We start from the raw sequence: 16,016 nt of genomic DNA on the forward strand, positions 1-16,016 counted from the left end.
TTCTGCTATGTCGTTTGCGGCTGTGGTGGCGTCGCCGTATTCAATTGGAAGCCAACGCTGCGATACGCTTTATAGCGGTCACGCGCCAGCTGTTTCTGGGATTCTTCGTAAGGAACGAAGTCTATCACTTCATGGAAAGCAGTAGCAAAATCTGCGAACTGCGGCAGCAGGCTGATTAGCAAGTCGCGTGGCGAACTGCCGCGTCGTTGCGGCCAGGCTAACTCGACCGGTGCGCCATAACGCGGGCCTTCGCCTGCAAGGTTATGCGGCACAAAGGCGTTTGCCGGTCGCTGCCATAAGGCTTCATCCAGACGATTGGCCTGCTGTTCATCGGTGCAGGCAATCAGGATGCGTTTGCCGTCACGCCAGTGTGCTTCGGCCAAATCGCACACCAGCGCTTCAATGGCGCTCAGGCCGTCGCTGGCGGTATCGGACTCCATCACATAAAAGGTGGCGTTTTTCATGGCGGGCTAGATTCCATTAATGACATTGGGGCGCATTATGCGCCCCGGTTTTAATTGCTGCACGTCGGATGCGTTAATCGTCGCCGTTCAGACCTGCACGGTTCAGCAGGAACTGCGACAGCAGCGGCACCGGGCGACCGGTTGCGCCTTTGGCTTTCCCGGAGCGCCAGGCAGTACCGGCGATATCCAGGTGCGCCCAGTTAAATTTGCGCGCGAAGCGAGCCAGGAAGCACGCTGCGGTGATAGCACCACCCGGACGGCCGCCAATGTTTGCCATGTCGGCAAAATTGGATTCCAGCTGCTCCTGATATTCATCCGCCATCGGCAAGCGCCAGGCACGGTCGCCAGACTGCTCAGAGGCGCTGATCAACTCATGCGCCAACGGATTGTGGTTCGACAGCAGACCGCTGACATGATGACCCAGCGCAATCACGCAGGCACCGGTCAGGGTGGCGACATCAATCACCACTTCAGGATCGAAGCGCTCAACATAAGTCAGGGCATCGCACAGCACCAGACGACCTTCGGCATCGGTGTTCAGCACTTCTACCGTCTGGCCTGACATGGTGGTCAGCACGTCACCCGGACGCATCGAACGGCCATCAGGCATGTTTTCACAGCCTGCCAGCACCCCGACCACGTTCAGCGGCAGATTCAGTTCCGCCACCATGCGCATCACGCCATAGACCGATGCAGCGCCGCACATGTCGTACTTCATCTCGTCCATCGCTTCCGCCGGTTTGATCGAGATACCGCCGGAATCGAAGGTCAGGCCTTTACCGACCAGCACGATCGGGCGTTCGTCTGCGTTGCTGCTGCCTTTGTATTCAATCACCGACATCAGTGACTCATTCTGCGAACCCGCACCGACGGCGAGATAGGCATTCATCCCCAGCTCTTTCATCTGCTGTTCGCCGATGACGCGGGTGGTGACATTTTTGCTGAACGCATCCGCCAGTTGGCGTGCCTGCGACGCCAGATACGCGGCGTTACAAATATTTGGCGGCATGTTGCTGAGGTCTTTCGCCGCTTTAACGCCAGAGGCTACTGCCAGACCATGCTGAATTGCGCGTTCGCCGCTGGTCAGTTCACGACGTGTCGGCACGTTGAACACCAGCTTACGCAGTGGGCGGCGTGGCTCGACTTTGTTACTTTTCAGTTGATCAAAGTTGTAGAGCGCCTCTTTGGAGGTCTCCACCGCCTGGCGAACTTTCCAGTAGGTATTGCGGCCTTTGACGTGCAGTTCAGTCAGGAAGCATACCGCTTCCATTGAGCCGGTATCATTCAGCGTGTTGATGGTCTTTTGAATTACCTGCTTGTACTGGCGCTCATCCAGTTCGCGTTCTTTGCCGCAGCCGATCAGCAGGATGCGCTCGGAAAGGATATTCGGCACATGGTGCAGCAGCAGTGTCTGGCCCACTTTACCCTCAAGCTCACCGCGGCGCAGCAGGGCGCTGATGTAACCGTCGCTGATCTTATCGAGCTGTTCGGCAATCGGTGAAAGACGACGCGGTTCGAAAACGCCAACCACAATGCAGGCGCTGCGTTGTTTTTCCGGGCTACCGCTTTTTACACTGAACTCCATGCACTCTCCTGAATCTTAAAGACAACGGCCTAAGCTGTCGTTAGAATGTAGCGCGCTCGTAACGCATTAAATTTGTTGCGACGCCATGACATTTAAACGCCGGCGGTCATAATGAGTTAGGGTGGCAATGTGTTGTTTTTTCACCACCCGGACGCGTTTGTCATACTATTTTAGCTGCGATGACGGCCATTGATGAAGAAAAATGGCTGATAAGCGTTGAAACTAGCGATTTTCCTGCAAAAAGACAAGTTATCACAGGCGTACTAAGCGTGATCATCATTAGATATCTGGTTCGGGAAACACTCAAAAGCCAGCTGGCTATCCTGTTCATCCTGCTACTGATCTTCTTTTGTCAGAAGTTAGTGAGGATCCTGGGTGCCGCGGTGGATGGCGAGATCCCAACAAACCTGGTTCTGACATTGTTAGGACTTGGCGTGCCTGAAATGGCACAACTTATCCTGCCCCTAAGCCTGTTTCTGGCGATTTTAATGACCCTTGGGCGGCTGTACACCGAAAGTGAAATCACGGTGATGCATGCCTGTGGCCTGGGGAAAAGCGTGCTGGTTAAATCAGCGATGATCCTGATGCTGCTCACCTCGATGGTGGCGGCGATTAACGTGATATGGCTGGGCCCCTGGTCTTCACGTTATCAGGATGAAGTGACGCAGAATGCCAAAGCCAACCCCGGCGCGGCCGCGTTGGCGGCAGGGCAATTCCAGACCTCCAGCGACGGTAACGCGGTGTTGTTCGTTGAAAACGTGCGGGGTAACACCTTCGGCAACGTCTTCCTCGCCCAGTTGCGTCCAAAGGGGAATGCGCGACCTTCAGTGGTGCTGGCAGATAGCGGGCATATGGAGCAACGCCCGGACGGGTCACAAATTGTGACGCTGGATAAAGGCACGCGTTTTGAAGGGACCGCAATGTTGCGTGATTTCCGTATCACCGACTTTGTGAATTACCAGGCGCTGATTGGCTACAAACAGGCGGTGCTGGATCCCAACGATGCTGAGCAGGCGGATATGCGCTCGCTGTGGCAAAGCAAAGATCCTACCTTCACTGCCGAGCTGAACTGGCGTCTGACGCTGGTGTTCTCAGTATTGGTGATGGCGTTGATGGTGGTGCCGCTTAGCGTGGTGAACCCACGTCAGGGCCGTGTCCTGTCGATGTTACCGGCGATGTTGCTGTATCTGATCTTCTTCCTGCTGCAAAGCTCGCTGAAATCAAACTCGGCGAAAGGGAAATTCGATCCAACCCTCTGGATGTGGGTGGTGAACTTCGCCTACCTGGCACTGGCCGTCGGCCTGAACCTGTGGGATACGGTGCCGATGCGCCGCATCCGCGCCCGTTTTAGCCGTGGAGGGTCAGTGTGATGTTTAAGGTACTTGACCGGTATATCGGCAAAACCATTTTTAACACCATCATGATGACGCTGTTCATGCTGGTGTCGCTGTCGGGCATCATCAAGTTTGTCGATCAGCTACGTAAAACCGGGCAGGGCATGTATACCGCGCTGGATGCTGGGTACTACACCCTGCTCAGTGTGCCGAAAGATATTGAGATCTTCTTTCCGATGGCGGCGTTGCTCGGGGCGTTGTTAGGTCTTGGCAATCTGGCGCAACGCAGCGAACTGGTGGTGATGCAGGCATCGGGTTTCACCCGGATGCAGGTAGCACTGGCGGTGATGAAAACCGCAATTCCGCTGGTGTTGTTGACCATGGCGATTGGTGAGTTTGTTGCGCCGCAGGGTGAGCAGATGGCACGTAACTACCGTGCACAGCAGTTGTACGGCGGTGCACTGGTGTCAACGCAGAATGGTTTGTGGGCGAAAGACGGTAACAGCTTCATCTATATCGAACGTATCAAGGGCGATAACCAGATTGATGGCGTCAGTATCTACAACTTTAACGATCAACGTCGCCTGTTGAGCGTTCGTTATGCAGCGACTGCCACCTGGGATAAAACCAAGAAACTTTGGGTGTTGTCCCAGGTGGATGAGTCGGACCTGAAAGATGCGAAGCAGATTACCGGTTCACAAAGCCTGAGCGGCGAATGGAAAACCAACCTGACGCCAGACAAGCTGGGTGTGGTAGCGCTGGATCCGGATGCGCTGTCGATTCGCGGGCTTTACAACTACAGCAAGTACCTCAAACAAAGTGGACAAGAGGCGGGACGTTATCAGCTCAACATGTGGAGCAAAATCTTCCAGCCGCTCTCGGTGGCGGTGATGATGCTGATGGCGTTGTCGTTTATCTTTGGACCGTTGCGTAGCGTGTCGATGGGGGTACGTGTCGTAACCGGCATCAGCTTTGGTTTCCTGTTCTACGTGCTGGATCAGATTTTCGGTCCGTTGAGTCTGGTGTATGGCATTCCACCGATTCTCGGTGCGATTCTGCCGAGCGCGGCGTTCTTCGCCATCAGCCTGTTTTTGATGTTGAAACGTCGTTAAGTACCATCCCCGTAGCGGCGCGATTTATCGCGCAATTCCGTGCGTGATGCCGGAAAAATCTGCGCGATAAATCGCGCCGCTACGGGAGCGTCAAATATCTCATCAACATCGGCAACTGCGACAACAAATACAGCACCAGACCAATCGAACCGCCCACCAGCGTGCCGTTGATACGAATAAACTGTAAATCACGGCCAATATTCAGCTCAATCTGCTGCGACATTTCGCGCGCATCCCAGCTTTTCACCGTGTCACTGATGTGGCGTGTCAGAAACTGGGCAAACTCCGGTGCGACGCTACGTGCGGCATCTTCCAGATGCTGATTCATTGAGGTGCGCAGCGCCTGGTCAGCGGCAAGCGTTTCACCCAACCACAACGCAGCCAGTCGAACGCGTTCCTGCACACGCGAGTTGTCGCTGCGCAAATCCTCCTTCAGCCAGCCGCGTAAATCCTGCCACAGTTCACCAATGTAGCGATTCAGCGACTCATCTTCCTTCAGCCAGCTTTTGATCACCTCAGCGCGTTCGGCCATCTCAGGATCGTTTTTCAGCTTCACAATCAGCCGCTCCACCGCGCGGTTAAAACCGAGGCGAAATTCGTGGCCCTGATCCAGCGCCACCTCATCCAAAATCGAATCGACGGCGTTAGCCACCAGCTCGGCGCTGTGCTCGCCCAACCACTCGGTAGGTAACACTTTGGCCTTGATTGGATGCTCGCGTTTCAGCCAGCGCACAATCTGCATGGCGATAAACTCCCGCGTGCCGGGCTTGTGCAGGATACGCAGCAGTTGCTGCACCGCCGCATCCAGCAGCTCCTGATGACGGTTGTTTTTGGTCAGGCTTTCCAGCAGCAGCGCGCTGGATTGGGTGAGGTCAACCTTGTCGAGCGCGCGATGTACCGCCCGACGCAGAAACTGCTGAATACGCGCATCGTCGGTAAGGTCGAGAAAGCCGCGCATCACCTGCAACAGATGGCGGCCAATGCGATCGGCATTACCGGGCGCATTCAGCCACTGCGCCAGCATCTGCGAAGGGTCGTGACGACGAATCAGGGCCAGCAGCGAATCGGTATCGAGGAATTTTTCCTGCACAAAGCGGCCAAGGTTTTCGCCGATGCGATCCTTATTACGCGGGATGATCGCGGTGTGACGTGAAATAAAGGGTACCGGCACGCGGCGAAACAGCGCCACCACCGCGAACCAGTCGGCCAGCGCACCGACCATCGCCGCTTCGGCAATGGCTTTAACGCCACTGACCCAAAAGTTGGGCGGCAGAAACAGCGTAATGACAAAAATCGCGGCGGCAATCAGCAGCAGCGACAGCGCCAGACGTTTGCTCCGTTTCAGTTGTTGATGTTTATCCATTGACTGCTCCTTAACGACGACGCCCTCCCATCAGGCTACCCAACACGCCGCGAATGATTTGATTAGTGACCTGCCGTGCGGCGCTTTTTGCCATCGTCTGTACCACCCCATCACGCTTGCCGCCGCGCGGGCCGGTACTGCCAAACAGAATATCTTTCAGGCCGCCGAGAATGCCGTCATCCACCGCCACATTGTTGCCTTTCGCTGCGGGGGCATTGGCCTGATCGGTGGCAACCTGCACCCCTTTTTGTAGCATCTCGAAGGCAGATTCACGATCGACTTCGTTGTCGTATTTACCGTACAACGGCGAGTGGTTAATCAGGCCATTACGTTCATCACTGCTGACAGGCCCCATACGGGAACCGGGCGCAATCACCATCGCACGTTGTACTATCGACGGGCTGCCTTTTTCATCGAGGAAGGAGATTAACGCCTCGCCAGTCCCCAGCGCCTGAATGGCCTCGACGGTATTAAACGCCGGGTTGGCGCGCATGGTGTCGGCCGCCGTTTTCACCGCTTTCTGATCTTTCGGGGTAAAGGCGCGCAGTGCATGCTGCACACGGTTGCCGAGTTGGCCCAACACGCTGTCGGGAATATCGGCGGGGTTCTGCGTGACAAAATAGACGCCAACGCCTTTCGAGCGAATCAGGCGAATCACCTGTTCAACCTTCTCCAGCAGCACCGCGGGCGCGTCGTTAAACAGCAGATGCGCCTCATCAAAGAAGAACACCATTTTCGGCTTCTCAAGATCACCCGCTTCGGGCAATTGTTCATACAATTCTGCCAGTAGCCACAGCAGGCTGGTGGCGTAGAGTTTTGGCAGTTGATAGAGTTTTTCGGCGGAGAGGATGTTGATAAAGCCTTTGCCCTGATCGTCGCAACGCATCCAGTCGCGAATATCCAGCATCGGTTCACCAAAGAAATGCTCAGCACCCTGCTGCTCCAGCGTCAGCAGGCCACGCTGAATCGCGCCGACCGAGGCGCTATTGATGTTGCCATATTGCGTCTGGAATTCTTTAGCGTTGTCGCCGATGTATTGCGTCATAGCGCGCAAATCTTTGAAATCCAGCAGCAACAGGCCCTGATCGTCGGCGATGCGGAAGATGATTTGCAGCACGCCGCTCTGGATGTCATTGAGGTTGAGCAAACGCGCCAGCAGCAGCGGGCCAACATCCGAGACGGTGGCGCGCACCGGATGGCCTTGCTCGCCAAAGATATCCCACAACATCACCGGATTGGATTGAGGTTGCCAGTCGGTCACGCCGATCTTCGCCAGCCGAGCCAGCAGTTTCTCCGAACCTTCGCCCTCAGCGGCGATACCCGTCAGATCGCCTTTCACATCGGCCATAAACACCGGTACGCCAATGGAGGAGAAGGATTCTGCCAGTTTTTGCAGCGTGACGGTTTTACCGGTGCCGGTCGCGCCGGTAATCAGGCCGTGGCGGTTCGCCATGTTTGGCAGCAGTTGCAGTTTCACTTCCGGGGTTTGGGCAATCAACAACGGGGTGGTCATGATTTTTCTCTCTCAGGCATGCGGTGATGCCTGAAAGAATAGCAAACGTGGACCTGACGTAGCGGCGCGATTCTTTATCGTCTGCGAAAAGATGCGCGATAAATCGCGCCGCTACGGGAGCATGGCCTGTTACTTTTTCTGTACCGTATCGAAATACAACAGGCTCACACCGATCCCCTGCTGCACATGATCGACATTATTACGCACCGCCACCTGCTGCGCGCCCTGTAAGGTGATAACGAACGGCGAATTCTGCTGCACCGACTGCTGCAATTCGGTGTAGAGCTGGCGACGTTTGGCCGCATCGCTTTCGCCTGCTGCGGCGCGGGTTTTGGCGCTCAGATCCGGAATGTCCCAGCCGACGCGCCATGCGAGGGTTTTCGAGCCACCGGGTACGTTGTACACAAAGGCGCTGGCGTTGGTATTGGGATCGACATAATCCGCTCCCCAGTAAATAAAGATTGACTGGAAATCACGCCCGCGCATTTTGCTCCACAGCTCCGACTCCGCCACCGGTTGCAGCTCAATCTGAATATCCGCTTTGGCAAAGCTGGCTTGCAGTGCCTGGGCCACATCGATATAAGGCGGTTGATTGATGACCGTCAGCGAGAACCGGGTGCCGGGCTGAATGCCGCCCTGATGCAGAATTTGTTTGGCTTTCGCCACATCGTAGTGGAATGGCTGGTTTTCCAGCGCGCCGTCAAACCCCTGCGGCAGGAAGCTTTGATGAATAGCGTATTGGCCTTTTAACAGTTGATCGGCGATGGCGTGATAATCCACCAACCAGCGAGCGGCCTGCCAGAATGCAGGATTGCCAAGTGCCGGTTGTGCTTTGTTCTGCGTATTGAAGCCGAGGTAATACACCAGGCTGGACGGGAAAGCAGCGATACGCAGGTTTTTATCGCTTTTCAGCGCGTCAATCTGATCCGGACCAAGCTGGTAGGCGACATCGACATCACCCTGCTGAATCAACAAACGACGTGCGCCAGCATCGGCCACGCCTTTTAGCAGAATACGTTTTAGGTGTGGCTGGGGCTGTGCCTGGGCGTTAGCGGTCAACACCAATGCCTGCTGCGGGACATATTGTTGAATGACAAAGGCCGCGCTGCCTGCGGAATGGGTGTGCAGCCAGCCGTTACCCAGATCGTTGTTGGCTTCATGCTGTTGCACGGTTTTGCTGTCAACAATCGAGGCCACCGGCGCCGTCAGCAGGCGTAGCGCCAGATCCTGCCCAATCGCCGCGGGCCACTGGATTTCCAGTTGGTGATCATTTAACACCTTAAACTGAGCGGCGATATTGTCTGGCGTCCAGCCAAACTCGGCGAGGATAAACGACGGTGCCTTGTTAAGTTGTACCGCGCGGGTTAAGGAGAACACCACATCCTGCGGCGTTACCGGATTGCCGCTGGCAAAATGCGCGCCGGATTTCAGGGTAAAGACCAGGCTGTGCGGCGTGCTGCCCGCTTGCCAGGAGGTCGCCAGCAGCGGCGCGAGTTTCTGCGGCGTCGTGCGATCGGCCTCCACCAACGTTTGATACAGATTGCGCTGCACGCTGTTGCTGACGGTTTCAAAACTTTCCGCAGGGTCAAAACTGATGATGCCATCAAGCGGCACGGCGACAACTAAGGTGTCCTTCGGCGTCGCCGCCTGTAACGTAAAAGCGCAACTGATTAGCGCCAGCAACAAAACTAATGATCGCATTATTGTCATCCCGAGTGATTGATTAACTGACTCTATCGCTGAGGCGCAAATGGCAAAATGCCGGTTTGTTCTGAGCTGTGCCAGAAATTAACAATCCATTTCGGCGCTCAATTATTTCGCTTATTTTGTGCGCTGCCTGTCATTTTTCGGAAATAGATATGGAGATTGTGTTTCCTGTAAGTAAATAAGATGTTATTAATGAGAATGGTTCTCTTGTATGGAAGTGTGATTTATTTTTATCGATTAATTCCCGGTATTATTGCGATGCGTAAATTGTTTTGGTCATTTGCACAGTTGATTCGTACAAAAACCTGACATTTGTACGGTTAAAACGGAAATTCCCGCCGCGAAAGCCCTTCACTAGCTCGTAACCAAAATTCAACATGATGATGCTTTCTCATAAAAACACATCTTTAATTTAATTTTTACACTTTGAAACATCTGTATCCCTAAGATTGCCAGGTTGTTTACCGATGAATTAAGTCATTAACAAAAATAATTATCTTTCTTAGCAAGTGAGAGTCGTCAGGCCATGCTTTTACAAAAACCGACCACCAGACGTAAATTTCTGCTTGGGTCGCTTTTGGCTTTGCCATTAAGTGACCTGGTATTTAAGGGATTGACTGCGGCCCAGGCCGCGGAAATGGCAGCACCGGAACTTGCCGACTATAAACCGATCTTTTTCAGCAGCGATGAGTGGCAATTCATTCTTGCCGCCACCGATCGTCTGATCCCTGCCGGCGGTAATGGCAAGGCTCCGGGCGCGCTGGAAACCAACGTACCGATCTTTATCGACCAGCAGCTTCACAGCCCTGAGTTCGGTGACGAAATCTACATGCAGGGTCCGTTTGACGTGCATGCGCCTGCCACGATGGGCTATCAGATTCCGTTTACTCCGCAGCAGATGTATCACACCGGCATCAAGCTGGTGAATCAGTGGACGCAGAGCAGCTACCAGAAAGCGTTCCACGAGCTGACGCTGGAAGAGAAAGACGCGGTTCTCACTAAAGTGAATAAAAATGACGGTATCGACTTCGCCGCACTGGGCGAGCCGAACCTGAAAGCCTCCCAGTTCTTCAGCCAACTGCTTGCAGATACCAAACATGGCTACCTCGCTGATCCGATGTACGGCGGCAACAAAGGCATGAAAGCCTGGATTGCCATCGGCTTCCCTGGCGCGCGTGCCAGCTTCACCGAGTGGGTTAAACAGCACAACGTACCGTACCCGCTTGGCCCGGTTAGCATCATGGGTGAGCGCGCGTAATTGCGTTTCGCATCAGGTATTTGAGACAGGATTATCATGGCACAGATTACTAAAAAAGAAGTCGACGTCGTTGTCTGCGGCCTCGGCTGGGCAGGCTCGTTGATGAGCATTGAGCTGGCGTTGGCTGGCTTAGAAGTACGCGCGCTGGAGCGTGGTGGTGAGCGCGACTATCCCGAGTTCGCTTACCCGAAACCGGCGGATGAGTACGCCTATAACGTGCGTAACAAGGTGTTCGCTACGCCGAAAGAAGTGGCGGTGACCGTGCGCTACAACATGGACCAGACGGCGCTGCCGACCCGTAAGTGGGGCGCGTTTGCACCGGGTACCGGTGTGGGTGGCGCGGGCATGCACTGGACGGCGGTACTGATTCGTCCTACCCCGACCGATATCAAACTGAAAACCTATGTCGATCAGGCGTACAAGCCGGGCATTCTCCAGGAAGATATGCGCGTGATGGACTTCCCGTTCACCTGGGATGAGATCGAGCCGTATTACACCAAGTTTGAAAAAATTTGCGGTCAGTCCGGTAACACCGGCAACCTGCGCGGTCAGATCCTCGAAGGCGGTGACCCGTTTGAAGGTCCACGTTCTGAGCCTTATCCGCTGCCAGCGCTGGAAGACACGCTGAACAACGTGATGTTTAAAGAAGCGGCGACCAAACTGGGCTACCATCCGTTCCCGAACCCGTCTGCCTGCGTTTCACGCGCGTGGAAAAACCCGTATGGCAACACCATCGCGCCTTGTAACTACTGTGGTTACTGCTCGAAATATCCGTGCCTGAACTACTCCAAAGCTTCACCGCAAACGGCGGTGATGGATGCGCTGAAGCGTATGCCGAACTTCTCCTATGAAGTGCACGCGGAAGTGGTGAAAGTAGTTCTGCACGATGACCAGAAGACCGCTAAAGGGGTGATTTACTACGACGTAGACGGCAACGAAGTGTTCCAGCCAGCGAAGATCGTGGTTCTCTCCAGCTTCCAGTTGTACAACGTGCGTCTGATGCTGTTGTCCGGCATTGGTAAGCCGTACAACCCGATCACCGAAGAAGGTGTGGTTGGTCGTAACTATGCGTTCCTGTCGAACGGTGGCGCGACCCTGTTCTTCAAAGACAAGAACTTCAACTCGTTCGCGACCGCTGGTGCGACCGGCCAGATGTTTAACGACATCTCTCCGGGCAACTTCGATGGTCCAGGTCTCGGCTTCCTCGGCGGTGCCAAGATCCACAGTTCACAGGCGACCGGTACGCCAATGGCCGCTGCACTGCCGAAAGGCACGCCGAGCTGGGGTATGGGCTACAAAGAAGGTCTGGAGCAGTGGTACAACCATTCGATGAAGATCAGCATCACCACGACCTGCCAGTCGTATCGTGATATCTATCTGGATCTCGACCCGCACTACACCGACCACCGTGGCCTGCCGCTGCTGCGTATGACCTTCAACTGGAAAGAGAACGAGTTGAAGCTGCAACAGCATCTGAAAGGCATTGTGGGCAACATCGCCAAAGAGCTGAACCCGGATAGCATGAGCATGAGCTTCCTGCCAATGGGCGCAGACTTTGACCTGACCAAATACGTATCCACCCATAACGTGGGCGGCGCGGTGATGGGTGATAACCCGAAAACCTCAGCGCTCAACAAATACCTGCAAAGCTGGGACGTGCATAACGTGTTTGTACCGGGCGGTAACGCCTTCCCGCAGAACTTCCAGGCGAACCCGACCGATACTATCGGCGCGATCACCCTGATGGCGGCACAGGCAATCAAAGAACATTATCTGAAAAACCCCGGTCCACTGGTACAGGCATAAGCACATGAAATTAAAATCATTGTTAATCGCTAATGCCGTGTTGCTGGGAAGCATTGCGGCGCAGGCGCACGCGGCAGATGACGCACAACTGATCAAAAAGGGTGAATACCTGTCGCGTCTCGGCGACTGTATGGCCTGTCACTCGGTAGCGGGTAAGCCGGACTATGCCGGTGGCCTGGCGATTGAGTCTAATCTGGGCACCATTTACTCCACCAACATCACGCCGGATAAAGAACACGGTATCGGTAACTATACCGAGCAGCAGTTCTCCGACGCGGTGCGTAAAGGCGTGCTGCCGGATGGCTCCCACCTTTACCCGGCGATGCCTTACCCGGATTACGCCAAAATCAGCGATGAAGATATGCACGCGTTGTATGTCTACTTTATGCAGGGCGTAAAACCGAGTGCGGAGCAGCCACCGGAAACCAAACTGAGCTTCCCGTTCAGCCAGCGCTGGGGTATGCGTTTCTGGAACTGGGCGTTCACCTCTGACAAGCCGTTCCAGCCGATTGGTGGTGCCTCTGAAGAGGTGAACCGTGGTGCTTATATCGTGGAAAGCCTTGGCCACTGCGGTAGCTGCCATACGCCGCGCGGTCTGGGTATGAACGAGAAAGCGCTCGACAGCAGCGATGATCAGTTCCTCGCTGGTGGTAGCCTGAACAACTGGGACGTGCCGTCACTGCGCGGTCTGCCGCGCTGGAGCGAGCAGGAGATCGTTGATTACCTGCAAACCGGTCGTAACGATAAAGCGGCCGTTGGCGGTGAGATGAAGTCGGTGATTGAGCACAGCAGCTCGCACATGACCGATGCCGACCTGAAAGCTATCGCGGCCTACCTGAAGTTCCTGGGCGGTAACCCGCCGTTGCAGGCGTACAACGTTCAGGCCCAGCAGGCGACGGAAGCGAAGTTGACCGCAGGCAAAAATCTGTCGGAAGGTGAGCGTCTGTACCTCGACAACTGTGGTGCGTGCCACTTTGTCACCGGTAAAGGCGCGCCGGGCGTGTTCCCGGAACTGGATCAGGCCACGATCGTCAACGCCAAAGATCCAACCGGACTGATCCACACCATTCTGGAAGGTGCGCAGCAGCCATCGACTGAGAAAACAGCCTCAACCTTGTTGATGCCTGGTTTTGCCAACCGTCTGAGCGATGATGAAGTGGCGCAACTGGCGACCTTTATTCGCCAGGGCTGGAGCAACAACGCTCCGGCAGTCACGAAAGATCAGGTTGCTGACGTTCGTAAGACTCTGAAGCACTAATGAACATCGGGGCGGCGTTCATGCCGCCCCTGTTATTCATAGTAGCGGCGCGATTTATCGCGCTGATTTTTATGCCCAGGGGCACGGATTTAGTTGTAGCGGCGCGATTTATCGCGCTGATTTTCATCGAATTAGTGATAGGTATGAATCACTTCCAGCACGCCGTTGATAATAAACTGCACGCCCATACACACCAGCAAAAAGCCCATCAGGCGTGAAATCGCCTCAATACCGCCTTTCCCTACCAGTTTCATGATCGCGCCTGAACTGCGCAGTGATATCCACAAAATCAGTGAAACCAAAAAGAAGATCATCACCGGTGCCACCGCGATTACCCAGCCAGGGAAATCAACGCCGCTGCGTATCGTCGAGGCTGAGCTGATGATCATCGCAATGGTGCCCGGACCGGCGGTACTGGGCATCGCCAGCGGTACAAAGGCGATATTCACACTTTCGCGGTTGTTATCACTGGATTCGATCTCATCCTGTTTGTGTTTGGCTTCCACTGAGTGGCCCACGGGTTTGGCAGGAAACAGCATACGAAAACCGATAAACGCCACAATCAGCCCGCCCGCCATGCGCAGGCCGGGAATGGAGATCCCAAAGGTGTGCAGCACCGCAGTGCCCGCATACCAGGCCACCATCATAATCAGAAAAACATAGATGGAGGCCTGCATGGCCTGGCGGTTACGTTCCTGAAAATTCATATCACCGGCAAGACCAAGAAACAGCGCGACGGTGGTGAGTGGATTGGCAAGGGGGAGAATGACCACCAGCCCGAGGCCAATGGCTTTGAAAAGATCCAGCATGTCGGTTCCTTCTGATGCAGGCGCGCCGATGACAGCTCGGCGCGGTTCAGTTTACGGAGACAACGTGATGTAGGTGTTTAGTGTTTCGGGCGATCCAGCGCTTCGATCAACTCAGGGAAAAAGTCTTCCAGCAATTCGGGTGTCATCAAATCAGGATAGTTGATCAGATGTTCGCGAATGCGTTCGTTGACATCAGGGATCAGGCGCAACGCAGCATCATGGGCGCTGATTTTTTTCTGCTTCATCAGACGCAGTACGTCATCGGGCAGGCTGTCTTCATCTTCGGCTTCTTCTACCGCTTCCAGCGCGTCCAGCTCATCCAGCAGATCCATCAAGGCTTCAATCTGCGGGGTGCGTGACTGATATTCAGGCGGCATTTCGTTTTCCAGGTAGCGCAGCAGGGCGCGTACTGGCGAGCCATCGGGTGAGGACGGCGGTTCGCTGGCAAACCAGTTCAGCAAATCGTGTTGGCTTATCTGATGGACGTGATAACCGTTATCCACCAGTTCATCCGCAAGGAGGTCGGCGGTGTCATGCTCAATCAGGCAAATGTGCGTGCGATTGGGGGGGAACTGCTCCAGCCATTGGTAAATCTCTTCAATCACGCTGTCGTCGTAATTGAAGTTCTGGCTGAGATAGCTGCCGTCCTGTTGATGTACGCAAATGCGAATCAGGTCGGGATCGAAGTAAATCGCAATGTTGATGCCTTTCATGCGCGCTGTCCTGTGAGATCTAAAGTCCCACTATAGCGTTAATGATGGTGCGGGGAAATCACCCCTCAAGGGAAGGGCGTGACGGGCAGCACGATGCAGGGAGTTGGCGGGAGGGGCAACGCAGGACATTGAACCAGGGGACAGCCTGCCTCACGGTCCTGCGCTGCCCAATGTCATTACATCCCGATGTATTTCTTGCCTTGCTTCAGTACCACATCACAGGCTTTGGTCTTCAGCTTTTCGCCCATCGTGGAGTTGCTCAGGCTTTCGAGGTTCAACTGCTGGCCGTTGCCGGTGTTAAGCAAGCCTTGCAGACCCTGCTGGTAATCGGTTTTCTGTTCCTGGGCGGTGGTGCTGCTCAGGCCAAGTTTGCCCAATACCTGATCTTTTACCGACTCTACGTTGTTTTTCACCACATTGTGTTCAACGCAGTACTGCATCACACCTGCCGCATTGGTCATGCTGTTGGCGCTAACGGCTTTATCACCGCCGTTCAGCAAGCCAGTGACCGATGAAAGCGACATCCCTTCGCTCGACGTGCTGCTGCCGCTGGTGGTTCCGCTGCTCAGCTGTGAAGCGGCGCTGCTCAGTTGATCCTGCCAGCTCGCCGCTGATGCGCTGCCGGCAACCAGTACCGCAGCAATGCCCCATCCCCAAATCACGCGTTGTGTTGCTTTAGTCATCTCAACCTCATTTATCTTTATGGCTGACTGATGTCAGTGTTGCTTAAGAAAGGGTAGACCTAAGAAAGTTCCAGGGGGAAGGGGAGATTGGGAATGTTCTGGTTTTTGGCGGGATTTTGCGCGGAAATTTGCTGGTAGCCGAGGTGGTGGTGCTTTTTTCAGCGCTTAGTGCACATCCGGATCGATTCCGGTTGCGTGCCTTGTCGGTAACGGTATAATCCCCAACGTTTTCCGCATCCTCTTCAGTGCCGAAGTGGCGAAATCGGTAGACGCAGTTGATTCAAAATCAACCGTAGAAATACGTGCCGGTTCGAGTCCGGCCTTCGGCACCATTAGTTCTTCCAAGACCTTCCGAGAAAGTCCATTTTTCCCTTAAAAATCAATACATCCAGCGATTTTTACGTCCTGTGT

The 16,016-nt window shown here is 54.7% G+C and carries 13 protein-coding genes and 1 tRNA gene; 6 read left to right on the forward strand and 8 right to left on the reverse strand.

What is annotated here, in order from left to right; all coding sequences use genetic code 11:
- Nucleotides 1-5 precede the first annotated feature (5 nt).
- Both AC6I8R_RS02895 and pepA read right to left on the reverse strand, forming a co-directional pair.
- The gene (locus tag AC6I8R_RS02895) at nucleotides 6-464 is read right to left on the reverse strand and encodes a DNA polymerase III subunit chi (protein WP_497831880.1); all 459 of its coding nucleotides are present in this window, start codon (nucleotides 462-464) and stop codon (nucleotides 6-8) included.
- A gap of 73 nt (nucleotides 465-537) precedes the next feature.
- Nucleotides 538-2,049 carry a leucyl aminopeptidase gene (pepA, locus tag AC6I8R_RS02900; RefSeq protein ID WP_021185767.1) on the reverse strand — a complete coding sequence of 504 codons (1,512 nt, stop codon included), beginning with the start codon at nucleotides 2,047-2,049 and terminating at the stop codon, nucleotides 538-540.
- Nucleotides 2,050-2,318: 269 nt separating this feature from the next.
- On the opposite strand from pepA, the gene lptF reads away from it, so the two are divergent.
- Entirely contained in the window at nucleotides 2,319-3,419 is a 1,101-nt protein-coding gene (lptF, locus tag AC6I8R_RS02905; RefSeq protein WP_497831881.1) for an LPS export ABC transporter permease LptF, read from the forward strand.
- Nucleotides 3,419-4,495, forward strand: coding sequence for an LPS export ABC transporter permease LptG (gene lptG, locus AC6I8R_RS02910; RefSeq protein WP_021185769.1), 1,077 nt, complete (start codon nucleotides 3,419-3,421; stop codon nucleotides 4,493-4,495). The genes lptF and lptG overlap by 1 nt, the downstream gene beginning before the upstream one ends.
- Before the next feature lie 79 nt (nucleotides 4,496-4,574).
- On the opposite strand, the gene AC6I8R_RS02915 is transcribed toward lptG, so the two are convergent.
- The 3 genes from AC6I8R_RS02915 to AC6I8R_RS02925 form a co-directional block, all read right to left on the reverse strand.
- Nucleotides 4,575-5,858, reverse strand: coding sequence for a DUF445 domain-containing protein (locus AC6I8R_RS02915; RefSeq protein WP_208724715.1), 1,284 nt, complete (start codon nucleotides 5,856-5,858; stop codon nucleotides 4,575-4,577).
- Between the two features lie 10 nt (nucleotides 5,859-5,868).
- Complete coding sequence (locus AC6I8R_RS02920) at nucleotides 5,869-7,371, reverse strand: helicase HerA-like C-terminal domain-containing protein (protein ID WP_497831882.1); 1,503 nt, start codon at nucleotides 7,369-7,371, stop codon at nucleotides 5,869-5,871.
- Nucleotides 7,372-7,500: 129 nt separating this feature from the next.
- Complete coding sequence (locus AC6I8R_RS02925; RefSeq protein WP_497831883.1) at nucleotides 7,501-9,072, reverse strand: ABC transporter substrate-binding protein; 1,572 nt, start codon at nucleotides 9,070-9,072, stop codon at nucleotides 7,501-7,503.
- Nucleotides 9,073-9,604: 532 nt separating this feature from the next.
- On the opposite strand from AC6I8R_RS02925, the gene AC6I8R_RS02930 reads away from it, so the two are divergent.
- Genes AC6I8R_RS02930 through AC6I8R_RS02940 form a run of 3 tightly spaced genes read left to right on the forward strand, consistent with a single transcriptional unit; the run spans nucleotide 9,605 to nucleotide 13,400 of the window.
- On the forward strand, nucleotides 9,605-10,336 hold the full coding sequence (locus tag AC6I8R_RS02930) for a gluconate 2-dehydrogenase subunit 3 family protein (protein WP_021185774.1): 732 nt from the start codon (nucleotides 9,605-9,607) through the stop codon (nucleotides 10,334-10,336).
- A 36-nt stretch (nucleotides 10,337-10,372) separates the two neighbouring features.
- Nucleotides 10,373-12,142, forward strand: coding sequence for a GMC family oxidoreductase (locus tag AC6I8R_RS02935; protein WP_208724718.1), 1,770 nt, complete (start codon nucleotides 10,373-10,375; stop codon nucleotides 12,140-12,142).
- 4 nt (nucleotides 12,143-12,146) lie between these two features.
- Nucleotides 12,147-13,400, forward strand: coding sequence for a c-type cytochrome (locus AC6I8R_RS02940; protein WP_021185776.1), 1,254 nt, complete (start codon nucleotides 12,147-12,149; stop codon nucleotides 13,398-13,400).
- A 131-nt stretch (nucleotides 13,401-13,531) separates the two neighbouring features.
- Here the strand turns inward: AC6I8R_RS02940 and AC6I8R_RS02945 are convergent, their stop codons facing one another.
- The 3 genes from AC6I8R_RS02945 to AC6I8R_RS02955 all read right to left on the reverse strand — a co-directional run bounded on the left by AC6I8R_RS02945 (nucleotide 13,532) and on the right by AC6I8R_RS02955 (nucleotide 15,605).
- Entirely contained in the window at nucleotides 13,532-14,209 is a 678-nt protein-coding gene (locus tag AC6I8R_RS02945; protein WP_415173053.1) for a MarC family NAAT transporter, read from the reverse strand.
- Between the two features lie 77 nt (nucleotides 14,210-14,286).
- Nucleotides 14,287-14,922 carry a hypothetical protein gene (locus AC6I8R_RS02950; protein ID WP_497831884.1) on the reverse strand — a complete coding sequence of 212 codons (636 nt, stop codon included), beginning with the start codon at nucleotides 14,920-14,922 and terminating at the stop codon, nucleotides 14,287-14,289.
- Between the two features lie 176 nt (nucleotides 14,923-15,098).
- Nucleotides 15,099-15,605: a YjjA family protein gene (locus tag AC6I8R_RS02955; protein ID WP_021185779.1), complete on the reverse strand. Its 507-nt coding sequence runs from the start codon at nucleotides 15,603-15,605 to the stop codon at nucleotides 15,099-15,101.
- A 247-nt stretch (nucleotides 15,606-15,852) separates the two neighbouring features.
- Here AC6I8R_RS02955 and AC6I8R_RS02960 point away from each other — a divergent pair.
- A tRNA-Leu gene (locus AC6I8R_RS02960) sits at nucleotides 15,853-15,937 on the forward strand.
- Nucleotides 15,938-16,016 lie beyond the last annotated feature (79 nt).

The organism is Pantoea sp. X-Soil-OKNW-713 (genome assembly GCF_059730685.1).

What these genes read in the sequence shown, in the direction of transcription:
- AC6I8R_RS02895 (WP_497831880.1), bottom strand. Translation starts at nt 464, where the DNA reads ATGAAAAACGCCACCTTTTATGTGATGGAGTCCGATACCGCCAGCGAC.
- pepA (WP_021185767.1), bottom strand. Translation starts at nt 2,049, where the DNA reads ATGGAGTTCAGTGTAAAAAGCGGTAGCCCGGAAAAACAACGCAGCGCC.
- lptG (WP_021185769.1), top strand. Translation starts at nt 3,419, where the DNA reads ATGTTTAAGGTACTTGACCGGTATATCGGCAAAACCATTTTTAACACC.
- AC6I8R_RS02915 (WP_208724715.1), bottom strand. Translation starts at nt 5,858, where the DNA reads ATGGATAAACATCAACAACTGAAACGGAGCAAACGTCTGGCGCTGTCG.
- AC6I8R_RS02920 (WP_497831882.1), bottom strand. Translation starts at nt 7,371, where the DNA reads ATGACCACCCCGTTGTTGATTGCCCAAACCCCGGAAGTGAAACTGCAA.
- AC6I8R_RS02925 (WP_497831883.1), bottom strand. Translation starts at nt 9,072, where the DNA reads ATGCGATCATTAGTTTTGTTGCTGGCGCTAATCAGTTGCGCTTTTACG.
- AC6I8R_RS02930 (WP_021185774.1), top strand. Translation starts at nt 9,605, where the DNA reads ATGCTTTTACAAAAACCGACCACCAGACGTAAATTTCTGCTTGGGTCG.
- AC6I8R_RS02935 (WP_208724718.1), top strand. Translation starts at nt 10,373, where the DNA reads ATGGCACAGATTACTAAAAAAGAAGTCGACGTCGTTGTCTGCGGCCTC.
- AC6I8R_RS02940 (WP_021185776.1), top strand. Translation starts at nt 12,147, where the DNA reads ATGAAATTAAAATCATTGTTAATCGCTAATGCCGTGTTGCTGGGAAGC.
- AC6I8R_RS02945 (WP_415173053.1), bottom strand. Translation starts at nt 14,209, where the DNA reads ATGCTGGATCTTTTCAAAGCCATTGGCCTCGGGCTGGTGGTCATTCTC.
- AC6I8R_RS02950 (WP_497831884.1), bottom strand. Translation starts at nt 14,922, where the DNA reads ATGAAAGGCATCAACATTGCGATTTACTTCGATCCCGACCTGATTCGC.
- AC6I8R_RS02955 (WP_021185779.1), bottom strand. Translation starts at nt 15,605, where the DNA reads ATGACTAAAGCAACACAACGCGTGATTTGGGGATGGGGCATTGCTGCG.